Origin of the sequence: Cysteiniphilum marinum (assembly GCF_014857925.1) — a bacterium.
Lineage (GTDB): Bacteria > Pseudomonadota > Gammaproteobacteria > Francisellales > Francisellaceae > Caedibacter > Caedibacter marinus.
Map to the genome: position 1 here is coordinate 1 of NZ_JACYVZ010000022.1, position 24,323 is coordinate 24,323.

13 protein-coding genes are annotated in these 24,323 nt (G+C 36.5%); 10 read left to right on the plus strand and 3 right to left on the minus strand.

All coding sequences use genetic code 11. From position 1 onward, the window contains the following. Positions 1-114 precede the first annotated feature (114 nt). The 3 genes from IE867_RS09785 to IE867_RS09795 all read left to right on the plus strand — a co-directional run bounded on the left by IE867_RS09785 (position 115) and on the right by IE867_RS09795 (position 5,505). The gene (locus tag IE867_RS09785) at positions 115-2,142 is read left to right on the plus strand and encodes a hypothetical protein (RefSeq protein ID WP_192484544.1); all 2,028 of its coding nucleotides are present in this window, start codon (positions 115-117) and stop codon (positions 2,140-2,142) included. 143 nt (positions 2,143-2,285) lie between these two features. Next, the gene (locus tag IE867_RS09790) at positions 2,286-3,548 is read left to right on the plus strand and encodes a hypothetical protein (RefSeq protein WP_192484545.1); all 1,263 of its coding nucleotides are present in this window, start codon (positions 2,286-2,288) and stop codon (positions 3,546-3,548) included. Positions 3,549-4,140: 592 nt separating this feature from the next. Continuing rightward, on the plus strand, positions 4,141-5,505 hold the full coding sequence (locus tag IE867_RS09795; protein WP_192484546.1) for a hypothetical protein: 1,365 nt from the start codon (positions 4,141-4,143) through the stop codon (positions 5,503-5,505). Between the two features lie 963 nt (positions 5,506-6,468). Here IE867_RS09795 and IE867_RS09800 read toward each other — a convergent pair. Further along, positions 6,469-8,040: an ATP-binding protein gene (locus IE867_RS09800; protein ID WP_192484547.1), complete on the minus strand. Its 1,572-nt coding sequence runs from the start codon at positions 8,038-8,040 to the stop codon at positions 6,469-6,471. 411 nt (positions 8,041-8,451) lie between these two features. On the opposite strand from IE867_RS09800, the gene IE867_RS09805 reads away from it, so the two are divergent. The 4 genes from IE867_RS09805 to IE867_RS09820 all read left to right on the plus strand — a co-directional run bounded on the left by IE867_RS09805 (position 8,452) and on the right by IE867_RS09820 (position 17,508). Beyond that, positions 8,452-9,348, plus strand: coding sequence for a lipase family protein (locus IE867_RS09805; RefSeq protein WP_192484548.1), 897 nt, complete (start codon positions 8,452-8,454; stop codon positions 9,346-9,348). 125 nt (positions 9,349-9,473) lie between these two features. Next, entirely contained in the window at positions 9,474-13,148 is a 3,675-nt protein-coding gene (locus IE867_RS09810) for a hypothetical protein (protein WP_192484549.1), read from the plus strand. A 98-nt stretch (positions 13,149-13,246) separates the two neighbouring features. Continuing rightward, positions 13,247-15,181, plus strand: a complete 1,935-nt coding sequence (locus IE867_RS09815; RefSeq protein ID WP_192484550.1) for a hypothetical protein — start codon at positions 13,247-13,249, stop codon at positions 15,179-15,181. 488 nt (positions 15,182-15,669) lie between these two features. Further along, a complete protein-coding gene (locus IE867_RS09820) occupies positions 15,670-17,508 on the plus strand; it encodes a hypothetical protein (RefSeq protein WP_192484551.1) in 1,839 nt (612 codons plus the stop codon). A gap of 122 nt (positions 17,509-17,630) precedes the next feature. Here the strand turns inward: IE867_RS09820 and IE867_RS09825 are convergent, their stop codons facing one another. Further along, on the minus strand, positions 17,631-18,473 hold the full coding sequence (locus IE867_RS09825; RefSeq protein WP_192484552.1) for a helix-turn-helix transcriptional regulator: 843 nt from the start codon (positions 18,471-18,473) through the stop codon (positions 17,631-17,633). A 100-nt stretch (positions 18,474-18,573) separates the two neighbouring features. Beyond that, complete coding sequence (locus IE867_RS09830; protein ID WP_192484553.1) at positions 18,574-19,278, minus strand: response regulator transcription factor; 705 nt, start codon at positions 19,276-19,278, stop codon at positions 18,574-18,576. A gap of 449 nt (positions 19,279-19,727) precedes the next feature. Here IE867_RS09830 and IE867_RS09835 point away from each other — a divergent pair, with 449 nt between their 5' ends. The 3 genes from IE867_RS09835 to IE867_RS09845 are packed head-to-tail and all read left to right on the plus strand — an operon-like array spanning position 19,728 to position 24,316. Further along, positions 19,728-20,231, plus strand: coding sequence for a hypothetical protein (locus IE867_RS09835; RefSeq protein ID WP_192484554.1), 504 nt, complete (start codon positions 19,728-19,730; stop codon positions 20,229-20,231). A 14-nt stretch (positions 20,232-20,245) separates the two neighbouring features. Continuing rightward, positions 20,246-23,278, plus strand: coding sequence for a DotA/TraY family protein (locus IE867_RS09840; protein ID WP_192484555.1), 3,033 nt, complete (start codon positions 20,246-20,248; stop codon positions 23,276-23,278). 18 nt (positions 23,279-23,296) lie between these two features. Then, on the plus strand, positions 23,297-24,316 hold the full coding sequence (locus IE867_RS09845) for a hypothetical protein (protein ID WP_192484556.1): 1,020 nt from the start codon (positions 23,297-23,299) through the stop codon (positions 24,314-24,316). Positions 24,317-24,323: the final 7 nt, after the last annotated feature.

The following is a 24,323-nucleotide window of genomic DNA, read 5'->3' on the forward strand; positions in this document are numbered from 1 at the left end:
TGAAATGCTTACACCAAAATATGCTTCAGCGCATTTACCTAAATTAAAATCTGCCCAGAAGAGGACGGCATAGACCTACATACCACATTATTTGCTAGGTAAATAGGTGGGTTCATGGAGCGCTTACGTTTTGAAGAAAGTTATAAGACAAAACCTAAATTAAGAGTTGATATACAGCAGGTTATATCTAAACAATCAGAGTCGAGAGATAAAGATAGTCTAAAATACGAAGAAATTCAGCAGCAGTTACTTAAGAGACCGCCAAATTGGGGACATGTTAGTTTAGATGAAAATCGTATTTGTAAACAGTATAAAGCTGACAATAAGATGCTTGATTATGACTACATGCATACGCATTTAAATCAACGATCAGTTGTTGATTCTAGTGAACAAACTGTTAAACCAGATAATCAATCTGAGTATTATCAAATTATAAACAAAAAACCTAAGATTCAGCGCGGTTATGACAGAGAGAACAATGTTATTAAGTGTGATAAAAGCAAATCTAAAATTAATAAAGAATGTGATGTATTAGCAAAACCTCAGTGTGATCATAAAAGCATAGAGACTTTGGCAAATAAGCGTGAGTATGGTTATGTGCATCATTCAAAAGATTTAGCTCAGAAAAAGCCTTTTGAGTACAAATATGTAGAAGATGTATCTAGACCACGTGCTGAAAAACGTGATTGTAGCAATGATGTTCAACTTAAGCTCGAATATGATCAAGAGAACCACTGCGTCAGAAAAGTAATCAGTAAAGATAGAATGGTCGAGTGTAAAAGTGAGTTTGATGACCACTATAATTACTACCATGGCTATTCTGCAAGAAACAACGCAATACCAACAAAAGAGCAGTCAAAAACAAAGCCATTGATCGTTAAAGAAACAATTGTTTTAAAAGCTGCGGGTAAGGGCAGGAATGTAAAAAATCAATTGTCATGTCAGTTACAATTGGAAAAACATGAGGAGCTAGGAATAGTTCCTGTTTTAAGTGACGAGTGTGTGAAGAGCTCTTTAGCAAAGCTTAAAGACCAAGAATACGGTGATGTGCAAGAAGCTCGGCTATTTATTGATGGTGCAGAGCCATCTCCCGTCATGGCATATGTTGATAATGCATCTGATCTAGATACTTTTGTATTTATCAAAAGTGACGATAATTGGCATATTGAAGCCGCTCATTTAGATAAAAGTATTGACGATGAAAAGACTAATAAACCTAGGCGAAAAGATAAAGGTTTTATTAAACAAATTAGCAATACAAATAAATATACCTTTGAAAAATTTATAAAAGAGCTAGTTAATCGCGACGTTGAACCTCTCAATCAGCACACTGATGATCATACTAATAATCATGTGATTGATACAGATATTAAGAGTATCGAGACCGAGGTGATTGATGCTAGCGTTATAATTGAAGGTGTTTCTAGCGTTGACGCGCCAAAATATGGTCGCTTTGAACGTGGTGTTGCGATTATTATGGGGCTGGATTATGATCAAGCGAAAGCTATTTACAAGTATATGAAGGACTTGCGTGATAACAACAAAGTATATGGGCGCAAATCAACGCATGGAGATCTTACTTGGGGGTATGATTTGGACCCCAAAGACTATATATCAAGTGAACATGAGACTTTTAGGCATGTGGTGTTTTCGTATCCGAAACCTTATATGAGTTACCATGATTTGAACTCTGGTCAGCCTGAACGCAAGCTTGATTATCTTGATGCACTATTTTCAGATACTGATGAGATGGTTGATTTATTCCAAAGTAGAGTATCTAACCAAGATAGTAATGATAAAAAAGATAAAAAAGATAAAAAAGATAAAAAAGATAAAAAAGATAAAAAAGATAAAAAAGATAAAAAAGATAAAAAAAAGGTGAAGTATTATTTTAGGGTAAAGCCTGAATCTTTTGGTATGAATACTTACAAACATATGACTGGGCATACGGTAAGCTATCTATATACACGATACTATAATGACTATAAGAAACAAGCAGGCTACTATGGTGACGGAAGTAATATTAAGTATAATAATAATGGCTGTTTGGTCATTGATCTTGAAAAGAAACAGATAACGCCGTATACCACCTCAGCGCATTATCTCGACCAGTTGAAAGAGGATAACATTGAGATCAACTAAAAAAGTGATTGGTTAAAACGGGTCAAAATTATGTCATTTGAGTAGTTATTGAGAATAGATCTCTGCTTTGTATTAAGATTAAAATTTTATTTGCAGTAACACATTGTAAAAAAAACAAATATTCAGGAGATCATAGCGTGTTGATGTTAAAGACTAAAATTAAAAAAATATCAGTAATTATTACACCATTACTATTGCTGGTAGGTTGTGGTGGCGGTGGAAGTAGCACTAATAACAACAATAATTCGCCAGCAGCTGATCCGTCAGCGACTGCAGCAGTCATTCATATTGCAACAGATGCTAATAATCAAGCAGCATTGCTAGCCCCTAGCATGAGTCAAAACACATATACCTTAGATATTCGCAGACCAGGTGTTATGGAGACTGGAGGTGATGGTTATACCATTAATATCACAGCACCTTCCGATTTAACTATTGTGGCTAATAAGTGTCATGGCAGTACACTGCACTATGGTGCAACATGCGAGTTTAGTGTTAAAGCGAATAATGCATCGATACCTACACCAAATGTTAGTAATCATTACCAACCTGAGACAATGAGTGTGAGTATTGAGGCAACCAATAAAGCGACAGGGCAAAAGCTAAGTAAAACCATTTCAGTTTCACTCATTAGTCTACCTGCGATCACACAAGTATCAGCAGCAACGGGTACAAATATTGGTACATTCTTGAGTAATGCCTACCATACTGCGAATATTAGTCAGGAGAGCGACGGTGCTTGGAATGACCCTATTTCTGGTGCTGCCTTTGTTTACCCATTTAACGTGCCATTGATTCATACTTATGATAGTGAAACGACGAATACACCATTAGCGATGGCGACGCGCTGTGGCAATACACTGATTTATTTTGTTGCTCAACAAAAGCTAGATCGAGCATTAGCTACTACTGGTAATCACGATAATGTTACAGTAAAATATCATCCCTTGATTGCTGATGGTGTTACAAGTGGTGTCGCGGGCAATCCAAAAGTGCTTAATGGTGAGCTCACGTTACGTGAAGAAGGGCAGACGCCAATTACTCAATCAACACAGATCAATGCTCATGATAGTACTTGGTCAGGACCTGAAAATATTGATCGCTTAAGAGCATTGATTACTACAAATTCAACTGCTGGTAATAGCACGATTATTTCAGTACTGGATCAGCTAAACGGTGATCCGTTTATTGATCCAGATAATGTTGGGGTTGATAAAATTATCACAGTGCACAGTTTACTTAATCCAGCTTCAGCTGATCAATTACGCGGTGCTTTAGGCGCTGGTGATTCAGTTATGGATATTGCAAATGCTATTGATTCAGCTACAGCATCAGCGGATGAGGAAGAGTTTTTAACTGCATTGGGGCTATATGCAATGGAAGTGTCAAAAGCATGTTATAGTTAGCTTGCTCTTATCTTCTACATGTTGGGTAAACTAAAGAGTAAGATTAATACCCCTCACCCGCGCAGCTTATGCTGCACGACCTCTCCCGCAAGGGGAGAGGTAAAAAGTGGTATAACTTGTGTGACGTGTGGCTTAGAGCTGATTTTTGTATTAGCCGTACCCTGAAGAGGTCGATGGGCAAATGAATTAAGAAATGGCTTCGACTGACGCTCAGCCAACGTTAATAATCAATGGTCTTACCCTGAGCGAAGTCGAAGGGAAAGTGGATTACAATCAACAGTGTCGACTGGTTCTCACTCGGTGACGGGGTCAGGGCTAATTTTCGTCATCTAGAAATCTCAATCTCAAACCCATTGATTGCACGTGTGTTTTGATCAAAAGAAAGTCCGACTTGATAAATCGGCAAACTTAGATGTGAAAATTGATACGAATTGAATTAAATTAAAAGTTACCGAACTAAAAAATTGATTGGTTAAAACGGATCAAAATTATGTCATTTGAGCAGTGATATGTTATCGATCTTGGTGTCTGTGAAGATTAAAATTGTATCTCCTGATAGCTATAAATAACTCAATATTAAGGAGTGCTGATAATGCTATTGTTAAAACTAAGATTAAAATCAACATTAACGATTATTCTGCCATTTGCGTTATTGGCAGGCTGCGGAGGCGGAGGCGACGGCGCTAATAACACTCAGACGAATCCTATAGCTGAGCCAAATCATAGTAAAGAAGAAACACGACCCATTGTCACTCCAAACTCTGTGTTTGATCCTGTCACTGAGTCGCAACCTATTACTACGCCATTTTCGGGGGCGTCAGTTATAACCAGTCCTGAAATTCATCTAGTGACTGATGTGAATAACCACAAGGCACTTTTTGCTTCAGGAGGCAATCACAATACCTATGAGATCGAAGTGCGTCGACCAGGGGTTTTTACAACAAGTGCAGAGTCATATGATATCAATATCTCTTTGCCATCAGGTCTTAGAATGATTGATAATAATTGTCAAACAAGTCCAATGTATTATGGTGGCAGTTGCAATTTTACCATTGAAGGTAATTTGCCTGAGGCAGCGCAGGATTTAACTGTGAGCAATCACTACCAATCACAGCAGCTATATATTGATGTTAATGCGACTAATACGGCAAGTGGTGTGACAGTTCCCCAAAAAAGAATTGCTGTATCAGTTGTTAATGACCCCTTGATAACGGCTGAGTTACAACAAGATCATGAGCACGGGCGATTACAGTGGCGTACAGGTAATATTGAGCAGCATAATTTGAGACATCGCAACAGAAGATTAAATATGAATGTCCCCGCTATTCAATCATATGGTGGCTTTCGGGCTGTTGAAAACACCTTTCCAATTATGGCGCTAAAAACGCGATGTGCTAATCGTTTGGTTTATCTTGTGATTCAGCCAAAAACAAATGTTGAGTTAACGTCACATCAAGACGATAACATAACGATCAAATATCATGCATTGATTTCAAATGGTGAGAATACTGGGGGAGGTACTGATCGTCATCCAAATACCAGAGCGGTTGTATTAAATGGGCTGTTGAGTTTGATTGAGAATGATCAATTAGTGTATCAGGGTAACACGTCAGTTTCAGCTCATGATCGATTATGGTCAGGACCTGAAAATATTAATCGTTTGAAAGAACTAATTACCACAGATTCAACACGTGGTAATAGCACGATTATTTCAGTACTGGATCAGCTAAACGGTGATCGGCTTATTGATCTAGATAATGTTGGAGTTGATAAAATTATCACAGTACACGGTTTACTTAATACGGATTCAGCTGATCAATTACGCGATGCCTTAGGTGCTGGTCATTCAGTTATGGATATTGCAACTGCTGCTGATTCAGCTTCAGCGGATCAGCAAGAGTTTGCAAAGGCACTTGGACTCTATAAAGATGAAGTAGCAAAAGCATGTTATAGTTAGCTTGTTCTTATCTTCTACATGTTAGGTAAACTAAAGAGTAAGATTAATACCCCTCACCCGCGCAGCTTATGCTGCACGACCTCTCCCGCAAGGGGAGAGGTAAAAAGTGGTATAACTTGTGTGACATGTGGCTTAGAGCTGATTTTTGTCTGAGCGAAGTCGAAGGGAGAGAATGAGGCAACTAATGGCTTCGACTGACGCTCAGCCAACGTTCATAATCAATGATCGTACCCTGAAGAGGTCGATGGGAAAATGAATCAAGAAATGGCTTCGACTGATGCTCGGTAGGCGTCAATCTAATTGTCACCTAGTATTTTTCTTGGTGACGGGGTCAGGGCTAATTTTCGTCACATGCTTATTTTATATTCTCTTTAAATTCCTAAATTCCTAAACTCATATGCTGAGATAATCAGGAAACATTCAATTGACTTTTAAGTATGCCCGCCACTGACGTGGCTGATGGCAGTGACTTTTTTCCCGCAAAAAAGTCACCAAAAAGCTCGCCCTAAAAGTTTTGTTAATGCCAACCCCATGGGATTTGGCACAAAACTTTAATGGGCATAAAACCAGTCGATCAAAGGTATTTAGTTTAAGCTATCGGTATCATGTTGATAGATAGCGAAGACTTCGTGATATGCAGGAAGATTGCCATAGCAAATTTTAGTTTTTAAAGCAGATTAGTGCGTAGCATTGTTTGAGTGCAACGAGTTTGCAAAGCACCTGCTTTAAGGACGTTAAGAAATTTGCAAGGCTAGCATTTTTGCTTACTTTTGGGGCAATGCCAAAAGGTTGAGTAGGGTTTTAAAAACTGCTACTGCAAGTTTTTTCTGTGAAACGCCCGTAACACGGACTGTGCAGGGCCGCTTTTCAAAAATGTATGGAACCTTTTGCAGAAAAGGTCACATTAGCTGTGAAGCAGCGGTGAAGAACCAATAGCAATGATGAAGTCAGGGCTAATTTTCGTCATCTAGAAATCTCAATCTCAAACCCATTGATTGCCCGTGTGTTTTGATCAAAAGAAAGTCCGACTTGATAAATCGGTAACCCTATATTCAGAAATTTATGGGCATAGTTTTTATCGATGATTTGTTGTAAAGCTTCTTTGGAGACATCTTTATCATTAGCAACTTTAAGCTCAAGAATAATCACTTTGTAATCAGGAATTACAATCGATATATCAATGCGTCCGATTGAGGTGGAGTCCTCAGCAACTACATCATAACCAAGCGCGGTTAGGTAACTATAGATGACTGTGCAATAAAAACCTTCATAATCTTGAATGGGGTTATTGCGATACCATTCATTCGGGATAGAAGCATACAGGGCGACCACGCAATCATAAAACACTTGCCAGTCATCAGAAAGTAGACTGTCACTTAGGCGACTATTATTGACGGCGTTGGCGTGTGAGTTTGTACCAATGAGCGAGACACAGTTATTAAAAGCGGCTTTGACCTCAAGGTTGGGATAACTTAAGCGATAACCGATTCGCATACCAATGGTTATTTCTTCTTTGATGGTCAAGTATCCTGCTTGGAATAGCAATGCTTCAAGTGGGATATTTTTGACATCGATGCTATCGATAAAGCTCGCTTGCACCTGATAGTTCTCAAAGTCAGGGACTCGATAGCGATATTTTTGTAATAGCTCAATTAAAAATGAAGGCGTGCCTGTTTGAAACCAATAATCATGGTATTTATAACCTTTATCGATAAACAGCAATATATCATAAGGATTATAAACCTTTTGCTGCGCATGACCTGCAAAGTTATAGCCGTTATACCATTTTTTAAGCTTATCTTTGTCGACATCGATTAAATAATCTTGAAATGAGGACTCAAGCTCGGTTTGTGTATAACCGCAGATATCCGCATAGCGCTGATCAAGGCTAATGTCTGTTAAATTATTCAACCCTGAAAATAAGCTAACTTTAGAGAATTTGGTTACACCTGTAAGAAAAACAAATTTTAAGTGTGCATCATTGTCTTTGATCACACTATAGAGTCCTTTTAATATTTCACGATTGCGCGTTGCTTTGTGTTCATCGGTAATGACATCTAAAATCGGTTTGTCATATTCATCGACAAGTAAGACAACAGGCTGGTTATGTTTTTCATGTAATGCTCTAATTAGATAATGCAGTTGAGAACCATAGTCTCTTTTCGGCAGTGACAGACCATGTGCCTTGGCATGCTCTTCTAGCGTGAATTCAATAATATTTAATGTTGTTTTTTCACTATTGTAAGCACTTGACCCACCAAAGCTTAAATGGATAACAGGATAAGTGATATCCCAATCCCAATTGGTCTCAGCAAAAGTTTCTTTAAATAGCGCTTTGTTGCCCAAAAAAAGCTGTTTTAACGTATCAAGCGTTAAGCTTTTGCCAAAGCGTCTGGGGCGCGATAAAAAGAAATACCGTCCTGAGTTAATCATTTGTAATAGATGTCGAGTTTTATCGACATAAATGGCATTCCTCGTTCTAATCTGACTAAAGGTAGAGTCACCGATGGGCAGTTTTTTGCGTTTTGTTATCATTTGTTGGTGCCAGTCACTGATATTTGCTTGAAGTTTAGCAAAGTATGCCTATAAAGGCGATGGCTAATATTAGGATCGCTGATTATGCCAGTCAGTGTAAGTATGCGGTAAAACGATGCATATTGATACATTAGGTAAATACTTTATGCAGCTGACTCTATTTAGAATCCTTATTGTATGTTGTATTGCAGCATGCACTGGTGAGGGAGTATCTACTTGATTGTTAAGATGATTTTTTTAAATGTTAATTATGTTTTTAATCAGTGGATTGCCCTCTTATGTGTTTTAGCTAAACTATCCAGTAAGGAGGATAAATGACTCTAAAGTTAAATATCAGAAAATTATCATTAGTAACGTTAATGACGGTTGGACTTCAATCGTTATCTTATGCGCAAATTAACTATCAGCAGAATGGAGATTCATGTACATAATTGTTTTATGGAGTATGATGCTAAGCAGTGTATCGAAAATGAATATGCGCAGAGGCACAAATTTGATCCAAAACTTTATCATCATGTATTAACAGATATTTATGGTTATGAAGTGAAATACTTTGGTTACTCTAACCCACACTTCTATTATGACGCGCAGAAGCATGAAGAAAAGCGTGATGGTATGCTCGTGATTAATCATAGTGCGCAAAGCCAGCAGGCTGAAATTATTGTTGCTTTTCATGGGACACAATATGGAGCTGATATAATACAGGATACCAAGTTTTTTATGGATGATATCAAACTTGAAGAGTTTCAAGATGCCAAGACGCATAGGGGATTTAAACAACATTATGATAACAGTAAAGAAGAGCTTTGGACAAAATTGCAAATAGCGATGACCGGTCTACTACAGCAGGGTAAAAAGATAAAAGTTATTTTTACCGGTCATAGTTTGGGCGCTGCTACAGCAACTTTGGCCTTTGCGGATAAAGTCAATGCAATTAAACATATGAGTGCGGCAAGCGATAATATTGCAGTGATCCTGATTACGTTTAATTCTCCACGTGTTTTTGATCAGCAGACAGCAGAAAAAATCAATACGCAATATGGGCAAGATATCATTCGTCTGTGGCGTTACAAAGATCCGGTATCAGCCGTTCCTTTGGGGCGTCAAGGGTTTAAACACGTTGGTCAATCGCTGAAGTTGTCAAGTAAAACCTATCGACCGTCAACCAATCATAAACTAGGATATATGTTAGAGGATGTGTTCTCACAAGAAGAGATCGACTATAAATTGGATCACCAAGGATATATTGATGCGGCATCAAATGCAGCAGGTAGTATATACAACTACGCCGCATCATGGTGGAAGTGATTTGCGGTAGGTATGAAGTATTTTTTTGTATCATTTTAGCAGTGATAAAATCTTAACGATCACTCCTTATTAGATAAATTATTAGCATGCAATTAAAGCAGATAAGAAAAACTGATAAGGAGTATATGATGAGTAAAAGTTGTTTGGATGGCTTTTTCAAAAATCTAGGTATGGCGATAAATGCTATCAAAGTAGTTGATTCTAATTCAACTATGTTAGAAAGAACATACCATGGGCTAGCCCTCTATCAAAAGTGGTCTGAATATCAAAAAACTCAGGGCATATTTAGCAATAATGATGACCAAAACTATGTAGCACAGTTAATTGGTTTGAAGCACATTAATAATGATTTACCTATAAATGAAGGCACAGGACAATTGCTAGCTGATAAAGCACGTAAATGTCCCTATTTTGAGCTGCCGTTTGAGTATAAAGATGGAAATTACAAGCTTAAAGAAGTAAAGAATGATGCCACGTTAAATGATTCCAGTTATAAAACTTGGGAAAATAACGTGAGAAATACTACGCATCACAGATTACGCTTGAAAGGGTATATGGGGCACTTAGCCGATGCCTTGTCAGCAATTCAAGAGATTTTTAATCAGTTCTATCCAAAGTCTCAGGCGCAATATAATGGTTTTACCACGAGGGCGAATAATACTCTGGCTACTTATTATGAAGACCACCCCATGTGGGTGTTATGGGTAAAAGTATGTGACTATATCGTGGAGCATTTAGTTGATGCTGATTCCACTGATCAGTCATATGCGTTTGCAATTAAAGGGCTTATTGCTTTCTTGGAGACATATGATGATAAATTTCTCAAAGGTGCAAACACTCAAGGTGTAAAGGTGTTGCAAACGCAAATGAATCGGCTTAAAACTGAGTTATCATCTGCTAAATCAGTATTGGAGGATGAATTTACCAGTGAGGGTGCCGTTGCTTTGCTTGCTGATATTAAGGATATTTCAAAAGAAGCAACAAAACAGGTTCAAATGGTGTTATGTGCATTCATGGTAGAGCCTGATAGGGTCTATGATCCGAATATTTCTACGTGGTTTACTCTCTATGTAAAGGGTAGAACTTATGATCGTACAAAGAATCAAATCCTAGATAGTAACACAGCGCATGCAAATCCTATAATGCTATTGTTAAAGGATTCACACGAGGTAATCAATAAGACGCTTAGGTATCAAGATTTTAGTGGTAAACATAATGATATGCTAAAAGCAAGTGATAGCTTTAAGCCATTAGAATATAACAAAAATACACCAGGAGTATACCAACAAGAACCTCAAAAAGTTCAAGAGATACTTCGCCATATTATCCCGTTATTGGATAAGATGACTTGGCTCACGGCACTGTTAAGTACCGAAAAGGTGACAAAAGACGCAGAGATAGATGTTACCACAGTATCTGCCATGGTTGCTGAAGCTAAAGAAGAAGTGCGTATGATTGTGGCTTATGTTGAGAACGTAAAGAGGGGATATTCTGCCGATGATCTATCGCAACAGAACAGCGGTTTTTCTGAGTTTGATGACTTGTCTGTATCGCTAAGTGAGTCAATAATAAAATTAGAGCAAAAGCTAGGCGAGTATAGCAGTTTGATTAAGAGAACTGCTCAAGACGATCAAAAAAATAATAGAGAACAAGAATACCAAGATATCCTTAAGACACATCAAACGCCTTCAATTAGTATTGAGTCTAGTATTAGAAATACAGTATTTTATTCAACAACGGACAATGATTGCTCAAGTCAGAAAGAGGTGTTGGAGACAGCAAAAGAGAGGCCATCTTTGCAATATAAGGATATGCAACTTATAAAACTATTTAACTCAGTAGGAGGCAAGAATAATCATGGTTTAGACCCTAAAAAAATTAATTATTCGGGAATTTATGCAACAAAGACTGTAATTGAAGCTTACCATCAACAATACACTCAATTAGACAAACGGAATAATCAAACATTCCGCGAGTTTTTAAATAGTGATGAAGGCAGAAAATCTAGAGGTCAAGTTTTTTTTGTGAAAACACCAAAAGATCCTGTTGAGTTATTTACGGAAGTGATGAGTGGTCAGATAATATCGCAGTTAATGGATCATGCACAAGCTGATAAAGATACGGTTATAACGGCAGATTTAGTGAATATTAAAGAAGGGTTGCAAGGGGTTATTCAGCCCTATGATTCTGTTGCTAAAGATTTACATGAAGATATGGGGACAGGCAAAAATGGTGAGCGATATATCCCTTATGAGTGGTGGAATCCTAAGGTTTATGAAGATTTTATTCTTGAAAAAACCAAAGAAGATTATAGCGGATTATCTCAAGCGTTATTCTACCCACAGCTGGTTTATAATTACAGTAATCATAGTGGTAATGTGGCAGTTAATACCGAAACAAAAAAGTTTGTCAGTCGTGACCAAGGGGCTGGACTAAGAGATTTTGGCTATCTTCAGTCATTGATGAAAAAATTCCATGCGCAAGATCCTGATTGCTATGGGTATTTTGAAAGTGGCCAATTTGATCAATTGGTATTAGAAGATGGTCAGCTACAAAATGCATACCTTGATCAATGGAGCGTTGTTGATAGAAAAGAATCATTATTTGACCAAATGTATAAGCAGGTTGTGCGACGTTATTATCAACCAATTAATGGGTTGATGATGAGTGTCTATGCGCATGCTTTTTCGTTAAATTTGGGTAAGGAGCTAGAAAAACAATTTATTACAGTAAACACCCAGTTGATACAAGGTATTATTGATAATTCAAATGAGTTGTGCCCGAAAATCACGCAACATACGGGTATATCTGGATTAAAAGATGCTGAAAAATACGCTAAGAATCTTTATAACACCATTAAACACCATGCACGTTTTATGCAGCTTGAGTTTTATCGTAACCTAAAGCAGCAAAATATCACCATCGATGAAAAGCGATTTCAACGGGTTATCAATTCAGGTAAAGATGATGGATATATCGCATCGTTGTTAGATGATTATAAAAAGGTATTGAGCATCAAGCAGCATTTAGCTGATTCGATACAAACGGCAATAGAGGATAAAGCTAAAATACATGAGGTTTTACAAGATAAAGTACGATTAAAGGTGCTGTTGAATGAACTCAAAGATGTTTCTAGTCTCTGTAATCACAAGATCTATCAATCGACTGCGCCAGAAAGTCCTAATGAGGCGACACCTGTTAATGCATTGGGCGTTGTGCTCAATAAAATAAGTGACAAGAAAATGGATAGTGCGACTAAGGATTCATTATGTCAAAAGATTATGGGGCTAAGTCGTTTCCAAGCAAAAGCATCAGGTGTTTTAGATTTGGATAATAATAATCTACAGTCTTTATTGCTTGTCGCATTAGCCAAACGTAGCAACCGTTATTTAAGTAGTAAAACGACGACGACTGGAGCGCAAATCAAGTCACTTGTTAATTCTGATCAGGGCTATCGCAATTTATTTAAAGGGTGTCTTGGGGTGGTAACTAACAAAGCAGGTGATGTGACTTATGTGCCTTATCGGGCATTGCGCGATTATGTTGCAGGGGCGCAATATTTAAAAGTGACGGATAAAAATGAAAAGCATAAACAACTTGAGGCTTTATTTTGTGAGGGGTATGAAAAGGTTAAGTTTGAATTAGAGCAGTCAAAGAACAATGTGTTTTCTAAGACCTTGACTAATTCAACAGGCAGTTCAAGTAATAATACATCATCTTATACGATTGAAGGGTATCGCTCTAATAGTCAATCGTTGAGTAACGAAAGTATCAATATCAAAGATCAGTCAATAATCTGAAAGAAGGGTGGGTTATGAGCAAAATTATTAAGACTATGAAAGCATTAGGATATCCTGCCAATGATCAAGGCGTTTGCTATGGCATCGCGCATACCGCTGTGGCAGCAACTTTAGACAATCGTTTACATGAATACCTAAAAGTGATTGATTTTATTCAACATAAGCGCGTTGATGAGGTTACAAAGCTATGTAACAATGCACAATATAAGGCAAAAACTAACAATAAAAGGGTGAAAGATTCTATTGATGAATTGCCGAGTGATGAATTATTTATTGAATCATCAGAGGAAGAGAAAATATCATTCTTAATTAAGCCTTATTTTGATAGTATCTCATTATATATGGGACCAACTGCTTTGGATAGGAAGGATGATCATATTAGAAAAAATTTATTGTCACAAATCACTCTTCAAAATTTTCTAGAAACTCAACAGCTATTCGATGGTAGCGAAAGATATTACCCGACAACGGCAGATGTTGCTTTTTTCAATGCGGATCAGTTGAAACAATATATCATAGATTTGGCTACCCTATCAGAGGGTAATCAACCTTTGGCGCTAACGCTATATTGTGATGATCATGCAGTATTTCTTGGATATTATAATGGCCAATGGTACTTTGTAAATCATGATAAAATTGAAGAATCAAGAGATTTAACAAATGAATTAATGCAAAGTATTATTAGCTCAATGAATCCGTTGAGTGGTAGCGATGACAAAGAAGCACTTATTGCAATTCAATCGTATACTCGCAACAAAAATGATCAGGTTGAAATCTTATCAGGTGATATGTACAAGCTAGATTGGCGCGATAGATGTTATGTGGAGCATAATCGGTTAGCTATGGCTGAGCAGCTTGATCTTCTTGATATTTCGGATAAATTGTTAGTGGTGTATGTGACTGATATAGAAAGGGCAATAGATATTGGGATTTCATCGTCTACAGATACTGATATGTTGCATGCGAGGAGTGATGATACTCCCGCTTTGTATTTTAGTTTTCTCCGCAATAACTTATCATTTGCAGATGTCTATCTTTCAAAAGTGCTAGCAAGTACGCTTCCACACGATTGGAAGGTTGAATTGCTGTTGGCAAAAGACAAGCATAATCTTCCGGTCTTATATCAAATACTTCGTCAAAGTAACCGTAAGGCAATCGATCTATATGTGTCACATATATTAAATAGTGATCTACCCAATGATGCAAAAAATACACTGCTTATTGGGAATATGACGTTGAACAATAGTATGAATATTTCTGCTATTAATGCAAATTTAGCTGTTGGACAAATGGCAGGAGTTAGGCATTATGTCACGTTGATTACCCAAACTGCCAAGTTATCACCTGAACAAAAACAAAACATTCTTGTAACGACACTATCACCAATCCAAGCTACTGATAACGGCGTATTTTATTGCAGAAACGGACTAAGTGATTTTGTGAACAAGGTAATTGATAATGAGCAGGTTCGTGAGCAAATCTTACGTTATGAGCGTTTAGAACAATTCGTAGATAATCCACTTTTTCTACAAGCAGTAGAGTCTTTTTATAATGCTAATAAATTAGATGAAAAGGTATATTCTATTTTAAGTCAGGATCAATTTTTATTGCGAAATACGACGACTCTATATGAAACCCATTATAATAAAAAGGATCAAAATGAAGTTAATTCAGAACCAGATCCAAAGGATTTGCGCATTGCACTATTAATAGATTTAAAACAGGTTATAGTGAATCGAGAGGTTACGGATACGTTAAAACGTCAGCTAATTCATTATGCTATGTCAGCGCTGAAAATAAACCATAAAAACTCTGATGCAAGTGGCAATACAACGTGCTTTAATCATTTGTCTCAATACATCTCATTGGAAGGGGTGGTAAAAGATATTGATAAAGCAAGTAAGGCAATAAAGGATGAGATAGAACGTGCTGAAGGTAAAAGTTTAGGTGTGATGAGCTGGTTAAAATCAAGCTATCATAATTTTTATGAGCAATATGCTAATATAGCCGATAAACCTTCAGCAGAACTTTAATGGGCACTCAGTCTGTCAATCAAGTGTTATTTTATGCATTCAACATAGTGATGTTTGGAAAGATTGCCATAGCAAATTGTAGTTTTTAAAGCAGATTAGTGCGTTGCACTGTTTGAGTGTAACGAGTTTGCAAAGCACCTGCTTTTAAAACGTTAAGAAATTTGTGAGGCTAGCGTTTTTGCTTACTTTTGGGGCAATGCCAAAAGTAAGTCACATCAGCTGTGAAACAGCGGTGAAGAAAAACTAACAAAATCAGCCTTGAGTTACAAGTGTAAGTCATCAAAGGGAGAGATGATTAAAGGTGTATTTTTGATACGATTTGCTACACAAACGACATTAAAAAATACTTTCATCAAGTGCCAAAGCCTAGTGTTATCAGCGTTTGTGTTGATATATCTTAAGCAGTGCAAATAACTGATTTCTCTTAGTATTTTTGATTCAATAGCAAGGGTGAAAATTACTTTAAGACAACTTATAGGAGAATGCAAATGGCTAAATTGACACAAGAGCAAGAAAAAATGGTTTATCAACAAATTATCAATTTAATAAGACAGAAATTAAATGATAATCAAACATTGAGAAATAAAATTAGTGATGGAATTTGGGAAAAATTAGGTTATAAACCATATAATAAGCAGACTTTAGATAAATTAGGCCAAAATGAGTCTAGTGATGATGAATACAAAGACAATTTTAATCAGATATTCCAAAGCGCATTATGTGAAAACAAAAATGACAAGCTGCAATTAAGAGAAGGTGTAAAAGTACAAATAAAACAAATATTAACATCGATATACAATGGTCAGATGTTTAAACAAAGTAATGGTTCATTTGAGTCACTCTTTAAAGATAATGAAGTTGATAAGGCGGTTGACAAATTATTAAATAATTCAGATTTTGTAACAAATCCATATAACTCAGTTCAGGTTATTTTTGATGATTTTAAAAATATACAAAATATTAATGTTTATAACTATAAATATGAACCCGAAATATCAAAAAATAAGGTGAATTATGTTAGTTTATATGATCAATTCGAAAGGTTTCCTGATAGTGAAGGAAGTAACAAAACTTTTTTGGGTGTTTTAAAAGATCAATATGCTAGAATTTTAAACCAACCTTATACAACTTCTATTTCTCATAGTGAGAGCCTACCCAAAGACAGAACTAAGAAATTAGATGCCATTTACGCTATTTTTGAAAAAGTCAGAGATAGACAACCTATCTCTCCACAACATTTAGCAATATTAAAAGAAAATACAGGCTTAGGCAAAAATATTGGACTGAATGCAGAGAGTTATAACGCACTTTATCAACATGCTAAAGATTACCAAGTTAAAACAACGCTTAGTCTTTTAGCCAAGGACGAGACGAATGGGTTTAATTTTAATGATATTGATGATCCTAAACGTAACTATAACAACTATCAAAAAGATGCTTTAAAAACGATTAAATCAATTTACACCGAGGTAATAGAGAAGCACTTTGATGATAAAATTATTGCTAAAGATTTGAATAAAGATCAGAAAGATGGTCTATCGTTCAGTTTTAGTGGAGAGGAGTCCATAGAAAAGTCACAAGAAAACCCACAAGAAACATCCTTATGCAAATTAGCCAATAAAATTGCTAATAAAGAGAAAGTTGAAGCTAATGACTATAAGATATTAAGTCAAAAACAGCAGGATCAATTAAAAAAACCAATTGATAAATTTAATACCTATTCGGTTAATTTAAAGGATGATTTAATTGCAAAACTAAAAGATCGGAAAGATGATATATTTAACGAAATTGAAAAAAAATGGGAAAATCCTAATAATTCACATTTATCAAATCGTATAAGTGGTTTGAAAGACATGCAGGAGGCGTTAGCTTATAATGATGGCACAGGATATTATAATCCAAAGTTTATGCAGAAACTTTTGGATGATGGTAATGATAAAGTGCTCAGACACTACAACGTAAATCTTCAGCGAGGTAATGGCTTTTTAGGATGGCATTATGGTGCAACAACAGGCTATAAAAACCTAGATGAAGCACTTACTAGATTTAAGAATCGTGATGATGCTAGTCAGTTGAATAAGGCAATTAAAAGCGAAATGTACCGCTTAGAGCCAGGCTATAAAAAGATTGCTGAAATTGAGAAAGTTATTAGTAAGTTAGAGCATGGAGGGGCTATTAGTGCTGAAGATAAAAGAGGGCTATATGAAAATCGCACATCAATAATATGGGGAGAGTTCACTTCGAAGACTAAGGAAAAAATGGATCATTTAATTGAAGCGTATAATAATGAGTCAGTACAAAATAAGCGGCTAGAGAATGCAGGTTAGTGAGTTATGCGAAGTCAGAGGGGAAAGTCAAAACTTCTACAATTAAATTGAGTTTTAATTATTCCCCCTCACCCGCGCAGCCTAAGCTACACGACCTCTCCCTCAAGGGGAGAGGTGAAATATTAGGCTGAAAACAAAAAAGGAGAGTGATGCAGGCGCTGTATCAATAGGCTTTTGCTATGAGTGCCAAGCTTTGATTTGATTGTATTAAGATAATCTATTGCTGTGGATTGTGCGATATTGAGTTTATAAGCCATTTCTTTGATGGTGCACCCTTCATACGCGAGTTTAGCAATTTCTTTTTGCTTTTTTGATAGCGGTGCAAGTTTTTGGTCAGTGTTAAATGCGTTATAAAAATCAATCAGATTTTCTTCTTTGAAACACGTTGAATTTGGCTTGAGATTGTACTTTTTTTCAAAGTCAGAGAGATTCAAATAAGCAAAATTACGAACTGCTTTTAACTGATCAAGATACGCTTTACAGATATGATCAGAAGCAATTTTGCTGATTTCGATTAACTGGTTCTGGTGTTGTAATGGCAATATCATGTCAATCGTATAATTATATTGCAAGAGCACCGTCATATCATCAATTGTTTTTTGAATGACGATACGATATGGAATGTTGTCATATTGTAATGTGTTAAAGTAGTTGTTGATAAGGTGTTGTGAAAAAATAGATTGCCAGCTGTAGCTTTCACCCTCAAACATTTGATCAATCAGTAAACTAGGATCAATGTCGAAAGCGTTTGCTTCATAGTATGTCTTGGCGTGTGTCAGACTGCTAAATGCTTTGGCTCTTTTTGATGCGTTATCGTTATCATTGAATATAAAGTCAACTTCACTTAAGACCATGCCATATTTTTGTAAGCGTCGCTGTACCAATGAAATCAGGGGCTGCCATTTCAGGCTTGGTTGCAATAATTGGTTTAAACTAGGTAATAACTTATACTGTCTTGATTGCATTCTATATCTGATTTTTATTAAAAATTGGCATGACAGTAATCTAGCATTGATGAAGTGTTGTTAGAATTTATAAAGTGTATGAAAATTGTACGTAAAAAAACTACCAACGTGTTGGGATGCAGAAAATATAGCCTTTATGACGAATCGCTTGGAAATATTGATGCTCATCAGCATAGGATTCTAAGCGACGTTTGAGCCTTGAAACCAAAAGGTCAATACGCCGTAAAAACTCAGGATTATCGGTTTCACCATATAAAATGGCGTGTAATTTCTCGCGTGATAGAATTTCAAAGTCATGTTGAATAAAAATGTTCATTAACAGCTTTTCTTTTTGTGTTAAGTGAATTTCATTGCCTTCAAAATAAAGCGAAAGAGTGGTTAGGTCAAACTGCCATTGATTAAAGCGTACGATATTTTGTGCTTTGTGTCCTAGTTGAGCCATTGGTTTGACTGAGACATATTCTAGTCTTGAGCTTACACGATTAATCAAATAATCAAATGGGTCATGTAGCGCAATATAGTCGTCGGCACCATTTTTTAAACTGCTAAACTCATGTTCTTGTGTGAAGTCATAGACGATATAGCATAGATTATGTCGTGCTTTTAATGTGCGCCATGCTGCAACCTCTGTTTGTAAAAAATAAGGGGCATGAATTAAGCAAAGTGATCCTTGCATCTGCATGCGATTAATGTCTTTTGGCGTTTTGGCAACAAATAAATTCCAGTGATTAAGTGTCTGCATTTTGAGATATAGATCACTATTTCTCAGATCGTTGTCACCGATAAAAACAATATGCTGTTTCATTGTAAATCCTATTTACCTTAACTTTTGTTGATACCCATTGCAAATGACTTTGTAATTGAGCACCGCAAAATGATTTACGATGGGTATGATTTTTCTGGGGGTGAGCATATTTTATCGACAGATTAGTTTTAAATTACCCCAATTTTTGAGGGGTATATTAGAGAACGTATGAATTATGTTTTAGGCGATTGCTGAGCAGCATGTAGCAGGCAAAGTATTTTTATAATATGCTGATTTTCTTGATAGACAAGGATACATGCAAGTTTTTCCTAGTTATCTTCAAATGAGCGATTAATAGAATTTATGTCATTAAAAATGCGTTTAAAACGGTAATGCTTTATATGATTTAGCTTACGATAAGATGTCATTTTACTGCATAAAAGAAAGTGTGTGCTTTGTATTTATTATTATCATTTTGTAGCAGATAGGTTAGATACGAGATGATAACGATGTTTAAATTTAAGCGAACAAGAAAGCTATTACATAATGCCTTTATGGTTGATGCAATTAAGCAGCAGCATAATGTATTAAAGCGTTTGCTAATCTTGCCATTTACAGCGTTGACAAGGGTGGGTCAACAAAGTGTAGATAAGGAGAAAATCAACAAAACACTAACCGATGACACATTGTATAATCAATGCCTAACAGCTTTAAAATATCGTTTTTATTTCTTCTTGATATTGTTTGTTTGGGGTAGTGGTTATTTTGCTTATCTGATGCTTGAGACGCATGCGATTTGGCAAGCGGCATTAATGATGTTAATGATTAATGTCATTTTATTTCTATATGTTTTTCGTTACCACATGTGGCTGACGCAAACTCAACATAAACTCAAACAACTTTCTTTAACACGGTATTTTCAATTATTAGGAAGTCATGCTTTAGACAAAACTGTGCGAAGTGACAAAAACGCGATAGATAAAACAGAAAATAATAAAAATCAGCAAAGGTAACAGGGAGTTTAGTTATGAGCATGTGGGCGCCAGCTAACAAAGATACCTCGATTAGTATTCTTCAGCAATTTTTAACCGGTGGGATGCCGTTTTCATTACACGATACGTCTATAACACTTTTTCAGCAGATCATCTATGGATTTAATATCGGCATGTTGTCGATTGGTATGGTATTGTTTGGTTATATTCTAGTTGCAGGGACAATCCATTCAGCACGCGATGGTGTATTTTTAGGTAAAGATTGGGATAGTTATTGGTTGCCATTAAGAACCGTATTTGGGGCAATTGCTGTCATTCCCACCAAGTCCGGCTATTGTATGGCGCAGTGGGCAATATTTAACTTAGTCAGTATGGGCGTGGGTTTTGCTGATCACATTTGGCAGGATGCTTATACAGCGGCATCTCAAGGTTCTCAGGCGGTAATTCCTAGCGGGCTATCACAACAAATTATTGACCAAAATGCCTATTTTCTATTACATGGATTTGTGATTAATGCCTATGCGGCAGCACAAAAAGAAAAGGTCCTTAATTGTCCGTCCTCTTCCGATAAAACATTACAGATGACACTAGCGGCAAATGGTGATAGTCAGCCATTAAAAAAATGTCATTTTAGCTATGATGTTTCGTTAAATAATGTCGATAAATCAAACATTAATCAACTGCTAGATGTTTGGCAGCCAGATGATCAGCAACACGCTAATCTTCCAGATTTTTTACCGCAAGATAGTGGTGGTATGAGTAATTTCTTGGTTAATAATTTTAGTCAGTGTATCCAGTTGGGCAATAGTATATGTGGTGTGATGCTAAATGATGGTAATAGTCAGCTAAACTATTACCAACTGGGGTTGGGGGATATGACGGTCAATGCTGATTATTTATTGAAAGCCAATAGTCAAGATCAATACTTAGATACTTATCAAGATGAAATGGGAAAAACGCATCTAAAGATTGCAACTCAAGCTCAGTTTACTGCGCAGTTAAAAAGTCTTACAACGGATAGCCCCTTTGCTAAGATGGATATTTTCACCCCTAACTCAACCGATGCAAAGCTTTTATCGATCTATAGTGGTGATACGATTAAGGCAATAGATAAGCATAAAACGCCCAAACAATCTACCAATAAGATCAAAAGCACTTGGTGGGATGCTGATCAAAAGTATTTGTTTTTAGATCAAATGCTACAAAAAAACATTCAAGCATTGCAGCAAGCGTTTAGTCAAATCAGCAAAAAAATGCAAATTACGTCAAGTGATACACAAATTGCCAGTATTGTGTCTCATATTGATCTACAGAAGATTCCTACACAAACTATTGTTAGCAACACAGCACTTAAGCCTGATAGTAATGGTGTGTATAACATTAATGGCTCAAGTGAGTTACCTCAGTCGACTCCAGAAAGTAGCGATGTCTTAAAGGGGAAAGCCAATGTGACACAGGAAAATGCGCCAGATCTTTGGAAGTTGATTGCTAGTGGTCAACTGCAAGCCGGATCAATACAGTCAACCTTAGATTTTATTGGCAAGGTGTTTGGTCAATCTTCCGATTGGTATACCTTGGCTAAAGAATCTATTAATAATGGATTATCTGCCAAAGCACAGTCATATATTCAAATGGTTATGAGTATTGCTGAGCCTTTATATAAGCAAAATCAACAAGAAGCACAAAATTTATTAATCAATTTAATTAATCTAATGACATATTTTCAGATCAATGATGTGAGCTTTATTCAAAGCAGTAATAACATGAATGACAATACTTCCGATGTTGCGAAAGATGCAGTAACTGCGATTTTAAATAAACTATTTAAAACTCAAAATGCATCCTCAAATCAAGCAAAAAATAGTGTCATTAGTATCTTAGATGAGATTTATAAGTTTGGTGAGAGTAAAAATAATGGGGGATATACCCAAGGCTCCTATATTCAGCAGTTGCAAAATTTAGGTCGCGATATGATTAATCGTGCACTCAACGCTTATCAAAATACGTATCAATACTTTGCATCACAACTTGGTGATCTACAAAATGCTCAAAAAAGAGCAGCATGGGCATCGTTTGGTTTAAATACCGGGGCTTTGACACTTGGTACGGCAGGAGCTGCAACCTCTGCATTTGCTATTTTTAATAATGAACCTGGGTTTGTTGGAATGGCGTTGCAGGGAACAGGAAAATTACTGCAAGGAACAGCTAGTTTAACAATGCAAACGCAAACAGCAATTTCAGTGATGAGTTTATATAGTTTGATGCTACAACTGATGTATTTACCAATTCTGTTTGTGATCTTAAGTCTTATATTTATCAATGGTATTATGTTTTCCTTGGTTTTACCATTGGCACCTTTTTTCTTCTTTTGGGCGGGTAAAATTGCTTGGCTTTTACTGGTTGTTGAGGCATTTGTTGCAGCACCTTTTGTCGCCTTAGGCATGGTTTATCCTGAGGGACATCAGGTCTTTGGGAAGTCACAACCTGGGATTCAAATGGCAGTGAATTTGTTTTTTCGACCGGTATTGATGGTTATTGGTTTAGTAACTTCTGTTATATTAACCTATATTGTTGTCAAATACTCAGTCCAAGCTTTCCATGGTATTGTGAGCAGTATGAATTTAATTGCTGTTGACTATACTGCGACTGACAATATCTCATCCGGTGTCATTGCTTTATTTACGATCTTTGTCTTTGTTAGCTTCTTGGCAATTGCCTTTAACAAATGCTTTTCAATTATCTACTTATTACCAGATAAAGTCTTGCAATGGGTCGGTCACTCAGGGGGAGAGCGTGCTGGAGAGCAGGAATTTCAACAAATTAAATCAGGCACAGAAAGTGGCGCGCAACAAGCAAGTCAAGCCGGACAAAAAAGTGCTGATGAAGGACTATCCGCTCGAAAAGGACATGTTATGGAATCCGGTAAAGCGATATCAGGTGTCGGAGAAGCAGCAACTGGTACTTTAGGAGGTGACAGCAATGCTAAACTGGCAAGCAGTTATGCAAAACAAAAGCGCAAACATGATGATGAGAATGGTGCCAATGATAACTATGAGCAAAAGAAATAATGAGTGAGGAGTAAAGTTATGCCCGTACAGATACCAGATGAAAAAGCTACAGAGAATACAAAGCAGAATGTTAATAATAAAGAAGAACAGGACAAGCAAGAAAATACACCAGGTGATTCAGTTGTATATGAGCACGATGTTAAAGATATAAGTGAATTAGAAAGAAAAGTACGTGAAATTTTAACTAAACATAGACTTAATGCTTTTGCAGACGTAGACAAACGCCTAAGAGAGAGATTTGAATGTGATATTAATACATTCTTTGATAGTAAGCGTCTGGCTTCAGTCCCTAAAGAACTATATAGCTCACCAGCATTTCTCAATAAATTTGCTTATCTCATTAGTGAAGCCTTGGTCAATAAAAATGCTAAAGACCAAGCATTATTAAATCCAGTTGATCAGGGTAAGTTAACGCAAGTGGCTAAAATATTAAGAGTGGAAGCATATAATGCGCAAGCTGAGCACAGCTATCTTGAGCGTTTTGATCACACGCAAGATCAACGTCGTAATTATTTGGTGATAGATACACGAGGGCAAGATACACATAAACTAGAATTAGGCAAAAACAAACAGTTTGAGTTGTATCGAGATGATCATCATCAAGGTGGTTTCTCACTGCGTTTCCCACAAGGAAAATTTCATAAGGAAGCGTTGGCTCAAGCGATTATGCTTGAAGCGGGCTATAGACCACATGGCACATTAAAGAATTTAACAAATGAAAAGTTGACAGGTGCTTTAGATCAATTGATTGAGCAGGGTGTTGATATCTCACGTTTAAAAGTCGAGGGCAACGCCAATCAACATGCTATTTTACAGCGTAAGCAAGCTGAGCAGGCAGATTTTCAAGAGAAAGTCATAAAGCAAATTAATAATGAGGAGATTTATAAAGATCAGGATGTAGAAAAGATTACCTATCCTGCATATAAGCTTCAATCTGAAGCAGAAAGGAGGCTCCATGCAAAGCATTTGCCACAACCAGTGATTGAGAAATTTATGCAAGAGCTAGTGAATGAAATCAATAATGACATTAAATTATAAAAGTATA